Origin of the sequence: Pseudarthrobacter sp. 1C304 (assembly GCF_052245515.1) — a bacterium.
Taxonomy (GTDB): domain Bacteria; phylum Actinomycetota; class Actinomycetes; order Actinomycetales; family Micrococcaceae; genus Arthrobacter.
In genome coordinates this window covers 262,540-279,767 of the sequence record NZ_JBQQCH010000003.1, presented here as the reverse complement: position 1 = coordinate 279,767, position 17,228 = coordinate 262,540, and the positions used below count along the sequence as shown (strand labels likewise).

Annotated in this window: 11 protein-coding genes; 8 read left to right on the top strand and 3 right to left on the bottom strand. The window is 69.3% G+C overall.

Annotated elements, in window-relative coordinates; translation table 11 throughout:
• The first annotated feature begins 28 nt into the window (after nt 1–28).
• Nucleotides 29–1,663: a LuxR C-terminal-related transcriptional regulator gene (locus ACTWQD_RS08820; protein WP_443195882.1), complete on the top strand. Its 1,635-nt coding sequence runs from the start codon at nt 29–31 to the stop codon at nt 1,661–1,663.
• A gap of 174 nt (nt 1,664–1,837) precedes the next feature.
• A complete protein-coding gene (locus ACTWQD_RS08815) occupies nt 1,838–2,926 on the top strand; it encodes a class I SAM-dependent methyltransferase (protein ID WP_443195772.1) in 1,089 nt (362 codons plus the stop codon).
• Between the two features lie 82 nt (nt 2,927–3,008).
• Here the strand turns inward: ACTWQD_RS08815 and ACTWQD_RS08810 are convergent, their stop codons facing one another.
• Entirely contained in the window at nt 3,009–3,164 is a 156-nt protein-coding gene (locus ACTWQD_RS08810; protein WP_443195771.1) for a hypothetical protein, read from the bottom strand.
• A gap of 129 nt (nt 3,165–3,293) precedes the next feature.
• Here ACTWQD_RS08810 and ACTWQD_RS08805 point away from each other — a divergent pair, with 129 nt between their 5' ends.
• Entirely contained in the window at nt 3,294–3,638 is a 345-nt protein-coding gene (locus tag ACTWQD_RS08805) for a hypothetical protein (protein ID WP_443195770.1), read from the top strand.
• Nucleotides 3,639–3,668: 30 nt separating this feature from the next.
• On the opposite strand, the gene ACTWQD_RS08800 is transcribed toward ACTWQD_RS08805, so the two are convergent.
• Entirely contained in the window at nt 3,669–5,831 is a 2,163-nt protein-coding gene (locus ACTWQD_RS08800; protein WP_443195881.1) for a transglycosylase domain-containing protein, read from the bottom strand.
• 361 nt (nt 5,832–6,192) lie between these two features.
• Nucleotides 6,193–8,403: a transglycosylase domain-containing protein gene (locus tag ACTWQD_RS08795; RefSeq protein ID WP_443195769.1), complete on the bottom strand. Its 2,211-nt coding sequence runs from the start codon at nt 8,401–8,403 to the stop codon at nt 6,193–6,195.
• 226 nt (nt 8,404–8,629) lie between these two features.
• On the opposite strand from ACTWQD_RS08795, the gene ACTWQD_RS08790 reads away from it, so the two are divergent.
• From ACTWQD_RS08790 to ACTWQD_RS08770, 5 genes are all read left to right on the top strand, one after another.
• Entirely contained in the window at nt 8,630–12,127 is a 3,498-nt protein-coding gene (locus tag ACTWQD_RS08790) for a glycogen/starch synthase (protein ID WP_443195768.1), read from the top strand.
• Nucleotides 12,124–13,215: a phosphotransferase gene (locus ACTWQD_RS08785; protein ID WP_443195767.1), complete on the top strand. Its 1,092-nt coding sequence runs from the start codon at nt 12,124–12,126 to the stop codon at nt 13,213–13,215. The genes ACTWQD_RS08790 and ACTWQD_RS08785 overlap by 4 nt, the downstream gene beginning before the upstream one ends.
• 71 nt (nt 13,216–13,286) lie before the next feature.
• Complete coding sequence (locus tag ACTWQD_RS08780; RefSeq protein WP_443195766.1) at nt 13,287–15,140, top strand: ABC transporter ATP-binding protein; 1,854 nt, start codon at nt 13,287–13,289, stop codon at nt 15,138–15,140.
• Nucleotides 15,137–16,162, top strand: coding sequence for a hypothetical protein (locus tag ACTWQD_RS08775; RefSeq protein WP_443195765.1), 1,026 nt, complete (start codon nt 15,137–15,139; stop codon nt 16,160–16,162). Before ACTWQD_RS08780 ends, ACTWQD_RS08775 begins: the two co-directional genes overlap by 4 nt.
• On the top strand, nt 16,159–17,163 hold the full coding sequence (locus ACTWQD_RS08770) for a phosphotransferase enzyme family protein (protein WP_443195764.1): 1,005 nt from the start codon (nt 16,159–16,161) through the stop codon (nt 17,161–17,163). The genes ACTWQD_RS08775 and ACTWQD_RS08770 overlap by 4 nt, the downstream gene beginning before the upstream one ends.
• The last annotated feature ends 65 nt before the right edge of the window (nt 17,164–17,228 follow it).

The window sequence follows — 17,228 nt, the reverse complement described above, 5'->3', positions numbered from 1 at the left end:
CGGCGCTACCGTTGAAGTGGTGTCTGGGATGGACGACTTCGACGGGTTGCTGGCCACGGCGCGGACGGCGTACGCCCGCGGTGACTGGCACGCCGCGTACCTGCAGCTCGGCCAAGCCCGGTCACTATCGGAACTGGATACAGCGGACCTGAGCCTCTTGGGCAGGGCGGCGTGGTGGCTCGGCCAAGTCCAGGAGTCGCTGGAGATTTCCGAGGACGTCTTTTACCGCTTCCAGGACGACGGCGACGCATCGGACGCGGCCATGAAGGCCCTGCACCTGGGGTTGCTGTGGTTCATCCGTGGAGACGTGGTCATCGCGTCCGGCTGGGTAAACCGCGCCCGGGGCCTGCTGCAGGGCCTGCCGGAGGGCCCCGAGCACGGTTACCTGCTCTACCTGGACGCCAGCCTCGCGCTCAGCGCCGCGGACCTGGCCCCGGCGCGTGAGACCGCAGCCAAGCTGCAGCTAATGGGCCGGAGCATGCGCGTTCCGGCACTGACCTCCTTGAGCCTGGTGCTCGCCGGCCTGGCGGACTTGCGCAGCGGCAGCACCGCCTCCGGATTCGCCCAACTGGACGAGGCCATGCTTCCGGTCCTAGCAGGCCGGCTCCCGCCGGAATGGGCCGGCGAAATCTACTGCACGGTGATCCACGCGTGCCACGAGCTGGCCGACCTGCCCCGGATGCGTGCCTGGACGGACGCCACCGAGCAGTGGGGCGGGCAGTTCGTGGGCGACGTGGTGTATGCCGGCATCTGCCGCATCCACAGGCTGCAGTTACAGAGCATTGAAGGCGGCTGGGACGCGGCGGAACGGGCGATCGAGCAGACCGGGGCGGAGTTGGTGGGCCGGAACAACTGGGTGGCGGGGGAGGCCTACTACCAGCTGGGCGAACTCCGTCGGCTCCGCGGCGACAGCAAGGGTGCCGAGGAGGCTTACGCCCGGGCGTGGAAGCTGGGGACCGAGCCGCAGCCGGGCGAGTCGCTGCTGCAGCATGCCGCCGGAAACAACGAGACGGCCTGGGCCGGATTGTGTGCAGCCCTGGCCGGACGGGACCGGCTGGCCTGCGCACGGCTGCTGGTGACCGGCGTCGACATCGCCCTTGCCCTCGGGCATGCCGATGAGGCCGAGCGGCTCTGCGCCCGGCTGGAGGAAACCGCAGCCGAGTTCGGAACCGCCGGTTTCCGTGCCTGGGCCGGCCAGGCGCGGGCCGCCATGCTGATCGCACAGGCGCAGTACGCCGGGGCGCTGCCCGTCCTGGAGGCCGTAGTCCGCGACTACCGCAGCCTGCACGCCCGCCACGACACCGCCAGGGCCTACGAGATGCTGGCCCAGGCGCACCGTGGACTGGGACAGTCCAGCGTCGCCGCCGCGGATTCCGCGACCGCACTGGCGATTTACCGCGAACTCGGCGCCCTCCCGGATGTCCAACGGCTCGACGGCGGCCCGCCCACCGGGCGCCTTCCCGGCGGCCTGACCGAGCGCGAGGCGGACGTCCTGGCGTTCACCGCCGCGGGTGCCAGCAACAAGCAGACCGCCGAAGCACTGTTCATCAGCCAGAAGACGGTGGGCCGGCACCTGGCGAACATCTTTGCCAAGATCGGCGTCTCCTCGCGCACCGCCGCCGCAGCTTGGGCACACGAACACGGCCTGCAACCCCGCCGCTAACCGCCGTCGTCCATTCTGTGGAACACGGGCGCAGCCGCCCGGACGGTCGGCTGCATGATTTGCCCCATGGACCCCTTATCAGAACGCATCATTTGCCCGATGCCGCCGCCACCCCCTCATTCCTACGCTGGAAGAACTCAGGCAGCGACGCCTGTACCAAACGGAGGAACAACAATGACCATCGACCAAGAAGTATCCCTGGGAGAGATTGACGCGGAGGCAGCCCAGGCTTTCGCCGGCCGTTATCTGGGCATCCTGAACGACGCCTCGATCGCCCTGCTGACCAGTGTGGGGCACCAGACGGGCCTGTTCGAGACGCTGGCAGGTTTGCCTGCCGCCACCAGTGCGCAGATTGCCGACGCCGGCGACCTCAACGAGCGCTATGTGCGCGAATGGCTGGGCGGAATGACCACAGCGGGCGTGGTCTGCTACGACCCTGTCACAGGCACGTACTGGCTGCCCCGCGAACATGCTGCCGTCCTGACCAGCGCCGCGGGCCCGGACAACATGGCGATTCTGATGCAGCACATCTCCATGATGGGCGAAGTGGAACAGAAGATTGTCGAGCGGTTCCGGCACGGCAGCGGGCTCTCCTACGAGGACTACCCCCATTTCCACCGCAACATGGCCGAGACCAGCGCGGCGGTCAACGACGCGGCGCTGCTGGACGTGATCCTGCCTTTGGTGCCCGGCCTGCCGGAGCGGCTGGCGGCCGGGATCGACGTCGCCGACGTCGGCTGCGGCAGCGGCCACGCGGTCAACCTCATGGCCCGGGCTTACCCTGCCAGCCGCTTCACCGGCTACGACTTCTCCGAGGCGGCCATCCGTGCCGCCCGCGATGAGGCAGCGCGGTGGGGCCTGGCGAACGCCAGCTTCGGGGTGGTTGATGTGGCGGCCCTGGACACCGCGGACTGCTTCGACCTGGTGACGGCCTTCGACGCCATCCACGACCAGGCGCATCCCGCCGCGGTGCTGCGGAACATCCACCGGTCACTGCGGGCGGACGGGACCTTCCTGATGGTGGACATCAAGGCATCCAGCAAGGTGGAGGAGAACATCGGGCTCCCGTGGGGTAGCTATCTTTACGCGATCTCGACGTTCCACTGCATGAGCGTTTCGCTAGGGCTCGACGGCGACGGGCTGGGCACCGTCTGGGGCGAACAGTTGGCGCTGTCGATGCTGGCCGACGCCGGTTTCGCGGACGTGGAGTCTTGTGACGTCGAGTCGGACCCGTTCAACGCGTACTTCATCGCCGGAAAGTAGGACGCTGCCGCAGCGCGCACATTCGGAGCGCCCTGCCCAGCCTTGCCGGAGCGTTCGTGCAGCTTCGTTTCGGTGTGGTGGGTCAGGGTGTTCCGTGACCAACCGCTTTCGACGGCGGCAGCCGGGTATCCTCGTCGCTAAGTTTCTCCAGCAGAATGACGATATGGCCCCTCACCAATTTTGCAACAGCCTGTTGCAACATTGGGAAGTCCGGCCACGCCTCGGCGAAAGACTTCATGTACCGGAGGTTCCGCGGCGAAAATCCTTTTGCCTCTGGACCCCCGGCACGGGATCGCCCCCCGGGGGACCGGCGCGCCATATGCTGTGACAGCAACCATGAGGAACACAATCGAAAACCGGGGGACAGATGTCGACAAGCCAGTACGGACCACCAAACGCTTTCCAGCAGCAGGATCAGCGGCCGGTGACCATGGGGGAGCTTCGCTGGTATATGGAGGGCATGCGGCACGCCCGGCTGGCGACCGTGTTTGGCGTCCTGTCGATATTCAGCCTGGGGATCCTGTTCGGTCCGCTGGCGATCGGCCGGGCGAAGAAGGCTGAGGCGTTCGGAGTGCCTGCGCCTGAGGGGCGGGTGCTCGGCTGGGTGGGGATCGGCTTGTTCATCCTGGGGACGGTGTTCTTCGTCGGCTACATGGCCCTGATCTTCAGTGTCGTTGGCAGCCTCTCGGATCCGGGCAGAATGTCCGCGTAGAACACCGGGACAGGACCGGGTGCAGGTCCCTCAGCCGCCGTCCTCGGAGGCCCGTGTCATCGACTCCGGCGGCGCCGGGAACGGCTCCGCGGGGTAGAGTCCGGCGGCGTCGAGCATGTAGTTCGCCCACTGCGGGCCGGCGAGCATGTAGCCGTCAATGTTCTTGTAGAACTTGCCGTTGACGGTGACGTTCTGGCCGGGCCGCTTCTGGCCCTCCAGCGCGTCGCCGAAAAAGGATGCGGTGGCGAGGCCGCTGGTGTAACCGACCACCCAGGTGGCGCCGTTGTTGTTGGACGTGCCGGTCTTGGCCGCGACTGGGACCTGACCCTGGACCTTGGGCTCAATGTAGACTCCGGAGCCCTTCTTCAGCACATCCTGAAGCACAGCATTTACGCCGCGGGCTACCTCGGGCTTGACCGCCATGCGGCAGTCGCCGGTCTGGGCCGGAAGTTTCCCGCCGGCTGCATCTTTCACGTCGGCGATGGCGATCGGTGCGCAGTACTTGCCGTCATTGGCGAACGTGGCAAAGGCATTGGCCAGCACCAGCGGCGCCACCCCGATGGCCCCCAGCAGGTTGCCCAGCTGGTGCATGTTCACCTGTGCGTTGTCCACGCCGCTGTGGAGTCCGACGGCGTCCACCATTGCCTGGATGCCGCAGAAGTCCAGCTGGGTGGCTTCCGCGAAAGTGGCCGTGTTGATGGAGTTGTAGAGCCCGTAATCAGCGGGCATTGTGCGGTAGTGGCCCTCGTCGTTGTTCTGCAGATCGTCTGCGGCGCCGAGGTCCTTTTCAGCCGTATTGTAGGCGCCGAGGACCTTTCCGCAGGTGGACTTCCAGGGAAAGTCCAGCGGATAAGTGCGCCGGGCGGCGTCCACCTCGGCGGCCAGGGACTTGCCCTCGTTGAGCCACTCCGCGAATATGAACGGTTTCATCGTGGATCCGGGCTGGAAACCGCCGGCGCCGTTTAAATCGTTGCCATTGGCGTCCTTGGCATCCACGTTGAAGTTCAGCTGGGTATCGAACTTTCCTTCCTCCGGGAGGAACACGGTGTTTTGCGCCATGGCCAGGATTTTGCCGGTGCCCGGCGCGATCGAGACCAGCGCCGCCCCCCACTTGTCCGGATTGTCCCCGGCCGTGGCATCGACCTGCGCCTGCGCGGCCGTCTGCAGCCTGCTGTCCAGCGTGGTGGTGATGGTCAGGCCTCCGCGGTACAGCTTCTGCTCGCGGCTGGCGACGTCGGGGCCGTACGCCGGGTTGTTGAGGATCAGGCGGGAGACGTAGTCGCAGAAGTACGGCGCCATGTCGGCCGCCGAGCACCCCTGCTTCGCCGGCGTGAGCTTCAGCTCAACCCCGCTTGAGGCGGCGGCGTCATGATCGGCCTGGCTGATTTTTCCCCCGCGGAGCATTTCGCCCAGGACCTGGTTGCGCCGTTTGATGGAGTTGTCCGGGTGGACGGCGGGATCGTAGAAGCTGGGGCTGTTGACCAGGCCGGCCAGCAGGGCAGCCTGCGGCAGGGTGAGGTCCTTTGCGGTGGTGCTGAAGAAATGCCGGGTTGCGGCCTCAATGCCGTACGCGTCCCGGTTGAAGAACACGATGTTGAGGTAACCCTCGAGGATCTGGTCCTTGGTGAGTTTCTTCTCCAGATCAAGGGCGAGCTTCATCTCCCGTACTTTGTCGCCGACGGTCTTCTGCCCGCTCAGGACGACCTGGTCGCTCCTGTCCGCGGACAGCAGGGACTCATTGATCACGTTCGTCACGTACTGCTGGGTCAACGTGGAGGCGCCCTGTCTGCCGCCGCTGGTCAGATTGGAGTAGATCGCCCGGAGAACCCCCTGCGGGTCAACGCCGGCGTGCTCGTAGAAGCGGCTGTCCTCGATGGCGACGATCGCGTCCTTGATGTAGGGGGACATCTCGTCCAGCCCGACCTTCACGCGGTTCTCCGCGTAGAAGGTGGCGATCGGTTTCCCGTCCGCGCTCATCACCGTGGTGGACTGCGACGGCGGCTCAACCGCCAGCTCAGCGGGGAGGCTGTTGAAATAGACGATCGACCTGCTGACGGCCATGCCGCCGGCAGCGACGCCGGGGACCGCCAGGCTGGCGACCAGGACACCGCAGATCGCGCTCACCGCGACGAATCCGAGGACCCTCCAGAGGGCCGCGGCCGGTCGAGTTCGAGTTCGTGTCTTCCGCGCCATGGTCTGTCCAGCTGTTGCGCTCAAAACGGATGCCCAGAATACGCCGGGACTCCGCCGAAGGACCAGTGCCGGAAGTACTGGGCGGCCGGGGCTGTGAAGCGGGGACAGCAGCCGGATTCGTCAGGGACGGTGATGAGGGCCAAGGGCTCTACCCGCCTCCGGGCCGGGCTGTTACACCGGAAGTCACGCTGGACGCGCGCCGGCGCGTCCCCGCATTCTTTCGGCGGCATCCAAACACCGCGCCGAGTCAGCTGGCGCCTGAGCGGCTAGGGGACCGGTCCGGGGACCTGTGACGTCACCCCCGGCGGTTCGTGTCCAGGACGGTGACGTCCAGGGACATGCGGCTGCCGGCGACGGCAGTTCAGTCCTCACCCTTGTCGGATTTGCCGGACTTCCCGGACGTGCCCGGCTTGTCGGATTTGCCGGACTTCCCCGGTTCCCTGGTCATCTGCTCCGACGGCGGCGGGAACGCTGCCGCGGGATAGAGTCCGCCGACCTCGAGCATGTAGTTGGCCCACTGCGGGCCGGCGAGCATGTAGCCGTCGATGGCCTTGTAGAACTTGCCGTTGACGGTGATGTTCTGGCCGGGCCGCTTCTGGCCTTCCAGGGCGTCGCCAAAGAACGACGCGGTGGCCAGGCCGCTGGTGTAGCCCACCACCCAGGTGGCGCCGTTGGTATTCGACGTGCCCGTCTTGGCCGCGACCGGGAAGCTGTTGTGGACCTTGGGCTTGATGTACACGCCAGAGCCCTTCTTCAGGACGTCCTGCAGCACGGAGTTCACGCCCCGGGCGACGCTGGGTTTGACGGCCTCCCGGCAGGACCGGGTCTGCGCCGGGAGGTTCTGGCCGGCCGCGTCGGTCACTTCCGTGATGGCCACCGGCTCGCAGTACGTGCCGTCGTTGGCGAACGTGGCAAAGGCGTTGGCCAGCACCAGCGGCGCCACCCCGATCGCCCCCAGCAGGTTGCCCAGCTGGTGCATGTTCACCTGCGCGTTGTCCAGGCCGCTGTGGATTCCGGTGGCGTCCACCATCTTCTGGATGCCGCAGAAGTCCAGCTGGGCTGCCTCGGCGAATGTGGCGGTGTTAATGGAGTTGTACAGCCCGTAGTCCACCCGCATCCTGCGGTAGTAGCCGGCGTCGTTGTTCTGCAGGTCATCCGCCGCGCCGAGGCTCTTCTCCTTCGAGTTGTAGGCGCCGAGGACCTTGCCGCAGCTGGACCTCCACTTGAAATTGAGCGGGTACGTCCGGCGTGACGCGTCCACCGTGTCCGCCAGGGACCTGCCCTCCTGGAGCCATTGCGCCAGGGTGAACGGTTTCATGGTGGACCCGGGCTGGAACCCGCCGGCGCCGTTCAGGTCATTGCCTTTGGCGTCCTTGGAGTCGACATTGAAGTTCAACTGGGTGTCGAATTTTCCCTCCTCCGGAAGGAACACGGTGTTTTGCGCCATGGACAGGATCTTCCCCGTCCCCGGCGCGACGGACACCAGGGAGGCGCCCCATTTGTCCGGGTTCGCGCCGGCGGTGGCATCCACCTGCGCCTGCGCCACCGCCTGCAGCCGGCTGTCCAGGGTGGTGGTGATGGTAAGACCGCCGCGGTACAGCTTCCGTACCCGCGAGGGAAGGTCGACGCCGTACGCCGGGTTGTTCAGGATGAGGTGGGACACGTAGTCGCAGAAGTAAGGTGCCATCTCCGCGCCGGCGCAACCCTGCCGTCCCGGGTTGAGGTTCAGGTCAATCCCGCTACCCACAGCGGCGTCGTATTCCGCCCGGGAAATCCGGCCGAGCTCCAGCATGGCGTCGAGGACGTGGTTACGCCGCTGGAGGGCGTTTTCGGGGTACAGGGAGGGATTGTAGAAACTGGGGCTCTTCACCAGCCCGGCCAGGACAGCGGCCTGCGTCAGGGTCAGGTCCTTGGCCGTGGTGTTGAAGAAGTGGCGCGATGCAGCTTCAATCCCGTAGGCGTCCCGGCTGAAGAACACGATGTTGAGGTAGCCCTCGAGGATCTGGTCCTTGGTGTATTTCTTCTCCAGTTCGATGGCCAACCGCATCTCGCGGACTTTGTCCCCGATGCTCTTCTGTCCGTTGAGGACAATCCGGTCCCCCTTGTCCGCTGACACAAGGGACTCGTTGAGGACGTTGGTGACGTACTGCTGCGTCAGGGTGGACGCGCCCTGCCTGCCGCCGTTGGTGATGTTGGACGCGAGGGCCCGCAGGATGCCCTGCGGGTCAATGCCGGCATGCTCGTAGAAGCGCCGGTCCTCGATGGCCACTATCGCATCCTTGATGTAGGGCGACATGTCAGCCAGGCTGACCCGCACGCGGTTCTCCGCGTAAAACGTGGCGATGGTCTTGCCGTCCGCGGTGAGGACTGTGGTGGACTGCGACGGCGGATCGATGGTCAGTTCGCCGGGAAGGCCGTTGAAGAACCCGACCGATTCCCGGAGGGTGACTCCGGCCCCGGCAACGGCGGGGACCACCAGGCTGGCGGCAAGAACCCCGCAGATTACGCTCACAGTGACGTAGCCCAGTATCCCCCTGAGGGCCTTGGCCAGCGGTAATCGCGGTCGAGCCATGCTCTGACCCTAGAGGCGTGCTGCCGGCCGGGACCTCACCCGAAGGGGATGGTCCCGGCCGGCCGCCTGCAGGGCGATATCCCCTAAGGTTTTACTGTTGACACCCCACTTTGGACGGGACAAGACTGGCCCCACACAACAAACTCCGGCGGTCTTTGCCAGCGCCTTGGAGTGAGGTGGGACGATGCAGATTCCGGCTCCATTCGAATACTTGCGGCCCCCTGTGATGGACAGCACGCCGGCCGGCGGCTCCAGCCCGCGACGGGCGCAGCGCGTGCTGTTTGCCAGCGCCGAGGCGTATCCGTTCGTCAAAGTGGGCGGGCTGGCCGATGTCAGCAGCGCGCTGCCTAAGCGCCTGGCCGAGCTCGGCTTCGACGTTCATTTGGTCATCCCGGGATACCGCGGGCTGGGGGGCACCCCGGTGCTGGCGTTCGAGGTCCCGTTGGGCCCGGTCGCTGAGCGCGTCGAGGTCCGGCGCTTGCAGCCGTTGGGCAGTGTGGAAGTCTTCTCACTGTGCATTCCGGGCTGGTTCGAGCGGGATGTCCCGTACGGCTACCAGGACGACGACGTTCTGCCGTTTGTGCTGTTCGCTAAGGCCGTCACGGCCCTGGCCGCGCAGGAAGCGTGGCGCCCCGACGTCATCCACTGCAACGACTGGCACTGCGGCCTGGTGGCGCAGGACGCCCGGGAGGGACGGCACCGCCGGGAGCTGGCGCGCACCGGGATCGTCTTTACGATCCACAACGTCGCCTACCAGGGGCGGGTCGGGGCTGCCACCGAGCGGCTGACCGGCCTTCCCCCGGCCGGCACCCTGCTGGAGCGGGGCATCGCCTTCGCGGACCGGGTCAGCACTGTCAGCCCCCGCTATCTGCAGGAGATCCGCACCCCGGCCCTGGGGGCGGGGATGGATGAACTGCTGCGTGCCCGCGGGGACACCGCCAAGGGCATCCTCAACGGCATCGACTACGAGGAGTTCAACCCCCGGCGGGACCCCTGGATCGCCACCCGCTATGACGGCTCCTTCGCCGCCGGGAAGGCCGTGAACAAGGAGGTGCTGCAGCGCATCAGCAACCTGGATCCCGTGCCGGACCGTCCGCTGTTCGGCATGGTTGCCCGGCTGGTCTCCCAGAAAGGGGTGGGCCTGCTGTCCGCGGCGCTGGACCAGATCGTGGCCCGGGGAGCCCAAGTGGTGGTGGTGGGCGAAGGGGCGCCGCGCTACCGGCGGGCCCTGCAGGCCGCGGTTCCGCGTTTCCCCGGAAACGTGGCGTACCACCCCACGTCACGGGAATCCCTGGCCCGGCAGGTCTACGCCGGCGCCGACTTTTTCCTGGCACCGTCCGTCTTCGAACCCTGCGGGCTGACCCCCCTGATCGCCTTGCGGTACGGCACCATTCCGGTGGTCCGCCGGACCGGGGGCCTCGCGGACACGGTGAGCGACTATGCCGACGATCCGGAGTCGGGGCTGGGGTTCGTGTTCGTCCAGCGCCGGGTCGCTTCGCTGCTATCGGCCGTGGACAACGCGCTCGCGGTCTACCGGCGTGTGCCTGAATGGCACCGGCTGCAGCAGCGGGTGATGGCGGCAGACTTCTCCTGGTGCGGGCCAGCCGGGGAGTACGCCACCCTGTATGAGGAAGCCGTGCGCTCGCGGCGGGATCCCGACGTCGGGCAGCATCCCGACGTCGGCCAGCACACCGACGTCGGCGCCGCGCGGCCGGGCGTCCTGGCGCCCCGCTCCAGGCCGCGCCCTGCGCCGCTTCCCCTGGCCCTCGTCCACCACGCAAACCAGTACCTCGTCACCGACGGCTACCAGGACAGGGAAGGCCTCACCGCGATTGTTGCCGGCTATGGGGCCCTGCTGAAACTGCATGAGAAGTACCGCACCCCGGTGGCCCTGCATTTGTCCGGGACCATGGTCGAAGCGGCCGCCTGGCACCACCCCTGGTTCCTTGCCGACGTCCGCCGGCTGCGCGCGGCCGGACTCGTTTCGCTGGTCGGCGGGACCTACTCCGAGAATGTCCTGACGTCCTTCGACCCGGAGTTCAACCGCCGGCAGCTGCAGGAGCTGTTCTGGCTCTACCGGCGCCACCTGGGATGTGCGCCCGAGGACCTGGAGATCTGTTGGGTTCCCGAACGCGTGTGGGACACCGACCGGCTTGCCGGGATCCTCACGGACCCGTCGCTCCCCAACGGCGGCTACCGGTACGTCTTGCTCGATGACCGGCTGCTTTATCCCACCGACGGCGCCCACGGCGGCGACCGGGCCGATTTCGACGGTGCCGACCCGGACAGCCCGCCGCCGGCGGACGCCCTGCGCCCGTACTGCATTGCGGGCGGCCACGGCATGCAGGTGGTGCCCATGTCCACCCGGCTGCGGTACTGGATCCCCCCTGACGGCCGGAAGCGCTGGCGCAGCCTGTCCCGCGCGGCCGAACTCCCCACCGCCCCCGGCGACGACACCGTGCTGGTGTACGCCGATGACATGGAGAAGAGCGCCGGAGTGGGCCCGTGGCACCCCGCCGCGCTGGGCCGGTACGAGGACTTCCTGCGCTGGTTGGCCACCCAGCCGAAGCTGGTGCCGGTGGACCTCCCGTCATGGCTGCGCCAGCGCAGGCGCGTCCCCGGCATCCGCGTGGTGGAGCGCGGCACTTTTGTGGAGCTGGCCCAGGACTGGCACGCGGGGGAGGACTACCGGGGGTGGGACCAGGACCGGGCCTGGCGCCCGTACCAGGAGCACCTCGCCCGGGCCCGCCGTGCCGTGACCGTGGCGGAGAAGGCAGACGCGGAGCCGCGGCTTACCGCGCTGGCGTGGAAGCACCTCCTGGCGTCAGGCTACGAAACCGCCTGGCACGACACGGACCTCCCCGATCGGCCGCCTGCCGCCTGGGCGAAGGCGGTGGCGAGCCACGGCCGCGCCACCGGCGTCCTCGCCGCCGCGGCCCGGTGGTTCGGCACCCGCGACCGCCGGCTCGGGGCGGAGCTGGCCGACATCGACGACGACGGCACGGAGGAGCTGGTGCTGCGCAACGAGCACCTCTTCGCCGTGCTGGCGCCGGACTGCGGCGGGCGCCTGGTCTACCTCGCGTGCCGCGGCCCCGACGGCGGCGTGCTGGTCATCGGTAACCCCACCGATGACTGGAACCGGCAGGAGGAAATGAACCGCTACATGGACGTCCCCGGCAACCACCCCGGAGCGCTCGCCGACTGCGGCGGCGTCCACGACCGGTACCTCGCGGGCATCTCCGGCGGGGACGGCGTCGTCCGGGCGGAGCTGGTGAACGTCCAGGCGGGCAGCCCGCTGCGCGGGCTCCGCAAGCAGATACTCCTGGAGACCGGAAGCCCCGCGTTGCTGGTGTCCTATCACCTTCCCGCAACAGCACCCGGGATCACCGTGGAGTCCTGCCTGTCACCTGACTACTACCGGCTGCTCCGGCACGGCACGGCTGGGCTGCAGCGGCTTGGTGGACGTTCGTGGCGGGGCGCGCGCAACCACGGCGCCGCGGTGTGGATCGCGCTGGCCGACGACGAGGAAACCGCCTGGTGCGAGCCCGCCGGGCCCGAACCCGGACACGGCGTGATGGTGCGCCTGCGCGCCGGAGCAGGGTCCTTCCATCTGCTCCTTGGCGCCGGGGACGTCGAGGACGGCTCTGCGGCACGGACCCTGCAGGCGGCCCGCGAACGGCTTGCCGGACTGGCCGCCCACGACCCGGTGGGAGGCCGGGGATGAGTGCCGTCGCCGCCACGCCCTCCGGGGCGCCGCGGGCAGAGCGGCTCGCAGCCGCCGAGTCGCTGCTGGCGTCGCCGCCGCCCCTGGACGCCCTGCTGAATGGCCCGCTCCATGACCTGCCCCGCGACCCGCAGGCGGACCCGGGGGAGCAGGGCCCGGTGCAGCCCGCCACGGTGCAGGTGGTCACACGCACGGTGGTGCACGCGTCCCGCAGCCGGCCGGTGGTCAAGTGGACGGTGGCGCTCAACGGCGGCCCGGAGGCGCCGGTCCCGCTGGCGGTGATCGGCAAGGGGTACCGGGCAGGCGGCGGCGAGCAGGCGTGGCGGCTGCTGGACAGCCTGCGCCACGCCGGCTTCGACCACCCCGGGTACCAGGTCCCGGCACCCTACGGCTTCGATCCGGCCCGCCAGCTCCTTGCGCAGGAGGAAGCGCCGCCCTGCACGCTCCACTCGCTGCTGGACGGCGACCTGGGCGCGGCCGCACCCGACGCCGGCCGGGCAGGAGCCTGGCTCGCCCGGCTGCATGCTGTCCGGGGCGTGCAGGTACCGGACCTCGCGGCGGACTTTGAACGGCTCAAGCTCACCGAGTACACGGCGGCGCTGGCCCGGCTGCTGCCGCACGACGCCGGGCGGCTGGCCGCGCTCAGTGCGGCCACCCTGGCGGCACTGGAGCGTGCAGGCAACGGCACTGCCGGGCGCACCGTGGTGACCCACGGGGACTTCCAGCCCAAGAACATCCACCTGGATGCCCGCCGCATTGTGGTCATCGACTTTGACCGGGCCGCCCTCGCCCCGGCCGCGCGGGACCTTGGCCATTTCATCGGGCAGACCCTGACCATGGGTGCGTCGAGGCGCGGCGACCTGTCGGCCGCGGCGCCCTGGGTGGAGGCGTTCCAGGCCGGCTACTCCGGCGGCGGCGGCGACGCCGGTGCAGTCCGGGCCGCCCCGGCGTATGTGGCCCGCACCTTCGCCGAAGTCCTCTTCTACCGCCTTGTGGTCCGCCCGGTCAAAGACCCCTCGTTTGTGCCGGACTGGCTCAACGGCTGGGAAGCGGCCGTGGCGGACGCGGCAGGGGGCGGGTACCGGTGAGCGGCACCCGGTATAGACGGAGCGGCGCCGCGGCTGCCGGGCGTCAGGCGGGTGCTTCCGCCCTGCCCGTCATGAGCGCCAAAGTGATCCTGCGGACCTTCGGGCCGTTCCTGCGCCCGCAGTGGCCAGGCTGCCTGCTGGCCGGGCTGCTGGCCGTTGCCGGGACGGGGGTGGCGCTCCTCAAGCCTTGGCCGCTGAAGTACCTCTTCGACGAAGTGCTGCTTCCCGCTGACGGTTCCGGCAGCCAGGACGTGCAGCGCATCCTTGCGCTGGTGGTCCTGGCGCTGGCCGGCATCGCCATTCTGGACGCGCTGGTCGGCGCAGCACGCAGCTACACTCAGGCCGTCGTCGGCGAGCGCGTGGCCGCGGCCATCCGCACCAAGCTGTATGACCACCTGCAGCGCCTGCCGCTCAGCTACCACGAGCGGACGCCGACCGGTGAACTGACCACCCGCCTCACCGGCGACGTCGACAGGGTGCGCGCGCTGCTCACCGTGACACTGGTCGACGCCGCGACCAACGTGCTCACGCTCGCCGGCATGGCGGGGGTGCTGCTGGTCCTCGACTGGCAGCTCAGCGTGGCGCTGCTGCTGGTGCTGCCCCTGCTCCTTCTGACAGTGGCCAGCTTCCGCGCGCGCATCCGCGCGGTGGAGGAGGACTCCCGCGCCATCGAGGGCGACCTCGCCGCGCTGGCGCAGGAGTCGCTGGTCGCGGTGAAGCTGGTCAAGGCCACGGGCCGGGAGGAACATGAGTCGCGCCGCTTCCGGAGCCGCTCCGACGCCGCAGTGGCGGCCGTGCTGCGCTCCGCGCGCACCAGCAGCGCGTTCGGGGCCGCAGTGGATGCCGTGGTGGCGGTGGCCATCGCCGGCCTGGTCTGGCTGGGCGCCCAGCGGGTGTTGGCGGGTGCCCTCACGCCGGGCGACCTGGTGATCTTCACGTCCTACCTGCGCGACTTCTTCGGACCCACGCGGTCATTGTCCAAACTGCCTGCCCAGCTGACCCGCGCCGGTGTCCGGGCCGCACGCATCGCTGACACGCTGCACCGCCGCCCAGACGTGCAGGACAAGCCCGATGCAAAAGCCGCCGGCCGGCCACAGGACAGCCTGAGCCTCGACGGCGTCGGGTTTTCCTACACGCCGGGCCACCCCGTCCTGCAGGACATCGACCTGACCGTGCCCGTCGGCAGCACCCTCGCCGTCGTCGGCCCCACGGGCGCGGGCAAGTCGACCATCGCCGCCCTGCTCTGCCGGCTGCAGGACCCCACCAGCGGGCGTGTGCTCCTGGACGACGCCGACCTGCGCGACCTGACCGGCGCGAGCCTGCACGCCCAGGTGGGGCTGGTGACCCAGGACGCCCTGCTGTTCCGGGCGTCGGTGCGGGATAACATCGCCTACGCGCGCCCCGACGCGTCTGCGGCCGACGTCGAGCACGCCGCCCGCGCGGCGCAGGCCCACGAGTTTGTGCAGGCGCTCCCGGACGGCTACGAGACGGTCCTGGCCGAGCGCGGGGCGACCCTGTCCGGCGGGCAGCGGCAGAGGCTGGCCCTGGCCCGCGCGGTGCTGCAGGGGTGCCCCGTCCTGGTGCTCGATGAGCCGACCACCGGCCTGGACGCCCGGTCCGAGGACGCCGTCCTGCGCGCACTGCGGGACGTCACATCCGGACGGACCACGGTGATCATCACGCACCGCATGACGGCCGCCATGGCCGCGGACCAGATTGTGGTGCTCGACGGCGGGCGCGTGGTGGAACGCGGCACTCACAGCCACCTCCTCGCGGCCGGCGGCCTCTACGCCGAGATGTGCCTTCTCCAAGGAATCGCCGGCCCGCTGGCGTTCCTCAACGGCACCGCCGGCTACGGCCGCCACGCCGCCAGCCCCTGCGAATCCCTGCCCGAACACATCACCACCTTGAAGGAGGAAGCATGAACCGCGCCGAGGTCCACTCCCAGTTCCGCCGGGTGATGGAGCAGCAGACCGATCGTGCCGAGCGGGTCAGTACACCGGAGTTCCTCGACCACTACGTCCGCCCCCACCTGGGCCCGGACGCCCCGGCCGGCGGGAGTTGGACCACCCAGGTGATCCAACTCGACGGCTCAGGGGCAGCCACCGTCCGGGTGAAGCTCGACGGCGGCCCCCCGGTGTTCGCGAAGCTCTTTCCCTTTGAGGACGGACCCGCTGTGCACGCGAAGCTGCAGGCCCTGCGCGGGGCCGGGCTGGGGGAGGGCTCCCCGTACCAGGCAGTCGAACCCCTGGCCTGGTATGGGGAGGAAAAAGTCCTCCTGTGCCGGGGTGCGCCCGGCCTCCCGCTGTCGGACCTGCTCGCAGCGGACGGTCAAGAGCTCGTTGCGGCCTGCGCCCGCGCCGGGCGGTGGCTTGCCCACCTGCACGGGACCGACCTGCGGGTCGGGGCGCCGCAGTCCCTGTTGGTGACGGGCGAGCTGACAAGCCTGGCGAAGCGCCTGGCCAAGGTGGCGGCCGGGAACCCGGGCTACGTCGACACAGCCCTGGCCATGCTCGAACGGCTCGACGCGCTCACGCACGACACGGCTGACGGCGTGGTGGCCCAGAGCCACGGGCAGTACCGGCCGATCCACGTCTTCCTCGGGGAGGACGCGGTGACCGTCATTGACCTCGACCGCAGCGCGCCCGCCGACCCCGCCCGCGATGCAGCCGAGTTCCTCCACCGCCTGCGCATCGGTGTGCACGACGCCACCGGCGACATCAGGCGGGCCAACCCGCCGAGCGCCGCCTTCCTTGACGCCTACCGCGCGGCGACGCGCGGGGACCTGCTGCGGAACCTGCGGTTCCATTGGGCGCGCTACATCCTCCACAGCGTCAACCGCAGCATCAAGTCCGGGGAGGCGGACTGGCGGGACGGCGGCGATGCCGAGTTCCGGCTGTACCGGGACGAGTTCGACCGGGTGGTTGACGGGCGGGCCGGGGCATGACCACCCCGGCGGGCGTGCTGCTGGACCGGTCCGGGAACGAACTCCCGCTGGCCGAGCTCGCCGCCCTGTGGCCGCTGGGCGGCTGGACCTCCATAAGCCTGGTGCCGGGCGGCAAGAACGAGCATTTCCGCGTGGCCGCGGCGGACGGGATCTATTACCTGCGCCGCTCGCACCGGCTCAAGCCGCTGGACGAGCTTCTCGGGCAGCTGGGCCTCATGCGCCTGCTCCGGGGCCGGGGCTTCCCGGCACCGGAGGTGGTTCCCAGCCGCACCGGCTCCGGCCACGCGGAACTCTCCGGCCGGTGGTGGATCGCCACCCGCGGCATCGAGGGGCAGCCGTTCGACGGCGGCTCGCGGGCGCACGTGCAGGGTCTGGGCCGGACGCTGGCCCGCTACCATGCGGTGGTAGCCGACCAGCCCGCCGCAGTGGCGGAGCCGGCGGTGCTCACTGAGCTGCGCAGCCGGGTCGCTGCGCAGGACACTGATCCGGCCCTGCGGGCCCGGGCCGAAAGTGTTCTCGAAGGGCTGGCCGGCCTGCTGCCCGAGCTGCCGCGGGTGGTGGTGCACGGAGGCGCCCGGCGCGGGAGCCTTGTCTTCGACGGCGACGACGTGGTGGGGGTCCTGGACTTCGACAGCGCCCACGCGGACGTGCGGGTCCTGGACCTCGCCGTCGCCGTCCACGACGTCGGCAAGGTCTACACAAGCCCCGGCGGCCGGGACAACAAGGTGGCGCTCGATCTTGGCCGGGTGACCGATCTGCTTGCCGCCTACAGCCGGGAGCTGGAGCCCACAGCGGCAGAGCTGGAAGCCCTGCCGCTACTGCTGGAGGCAAAACGGCTGAAGCGGGGCCTCGGCCGGCGGAGCCGTGCCCTGGACGGGGAAAGCCTGTCTGCTAGCGACTACGGCAAGATCCTGCTGGAGGACCAGCGGCTTGCATGGCTGGACGGGCACCGCGACGCCCTCGCGGCAGCCTGCCGCAAAGGCGTCAGCTGGCCGGAATGACCAAGCCCTTGAAACTTCGTCTCCGGACCGGGCCGTATTGAGTGTCCACCCGCCGCGTAGTAGCG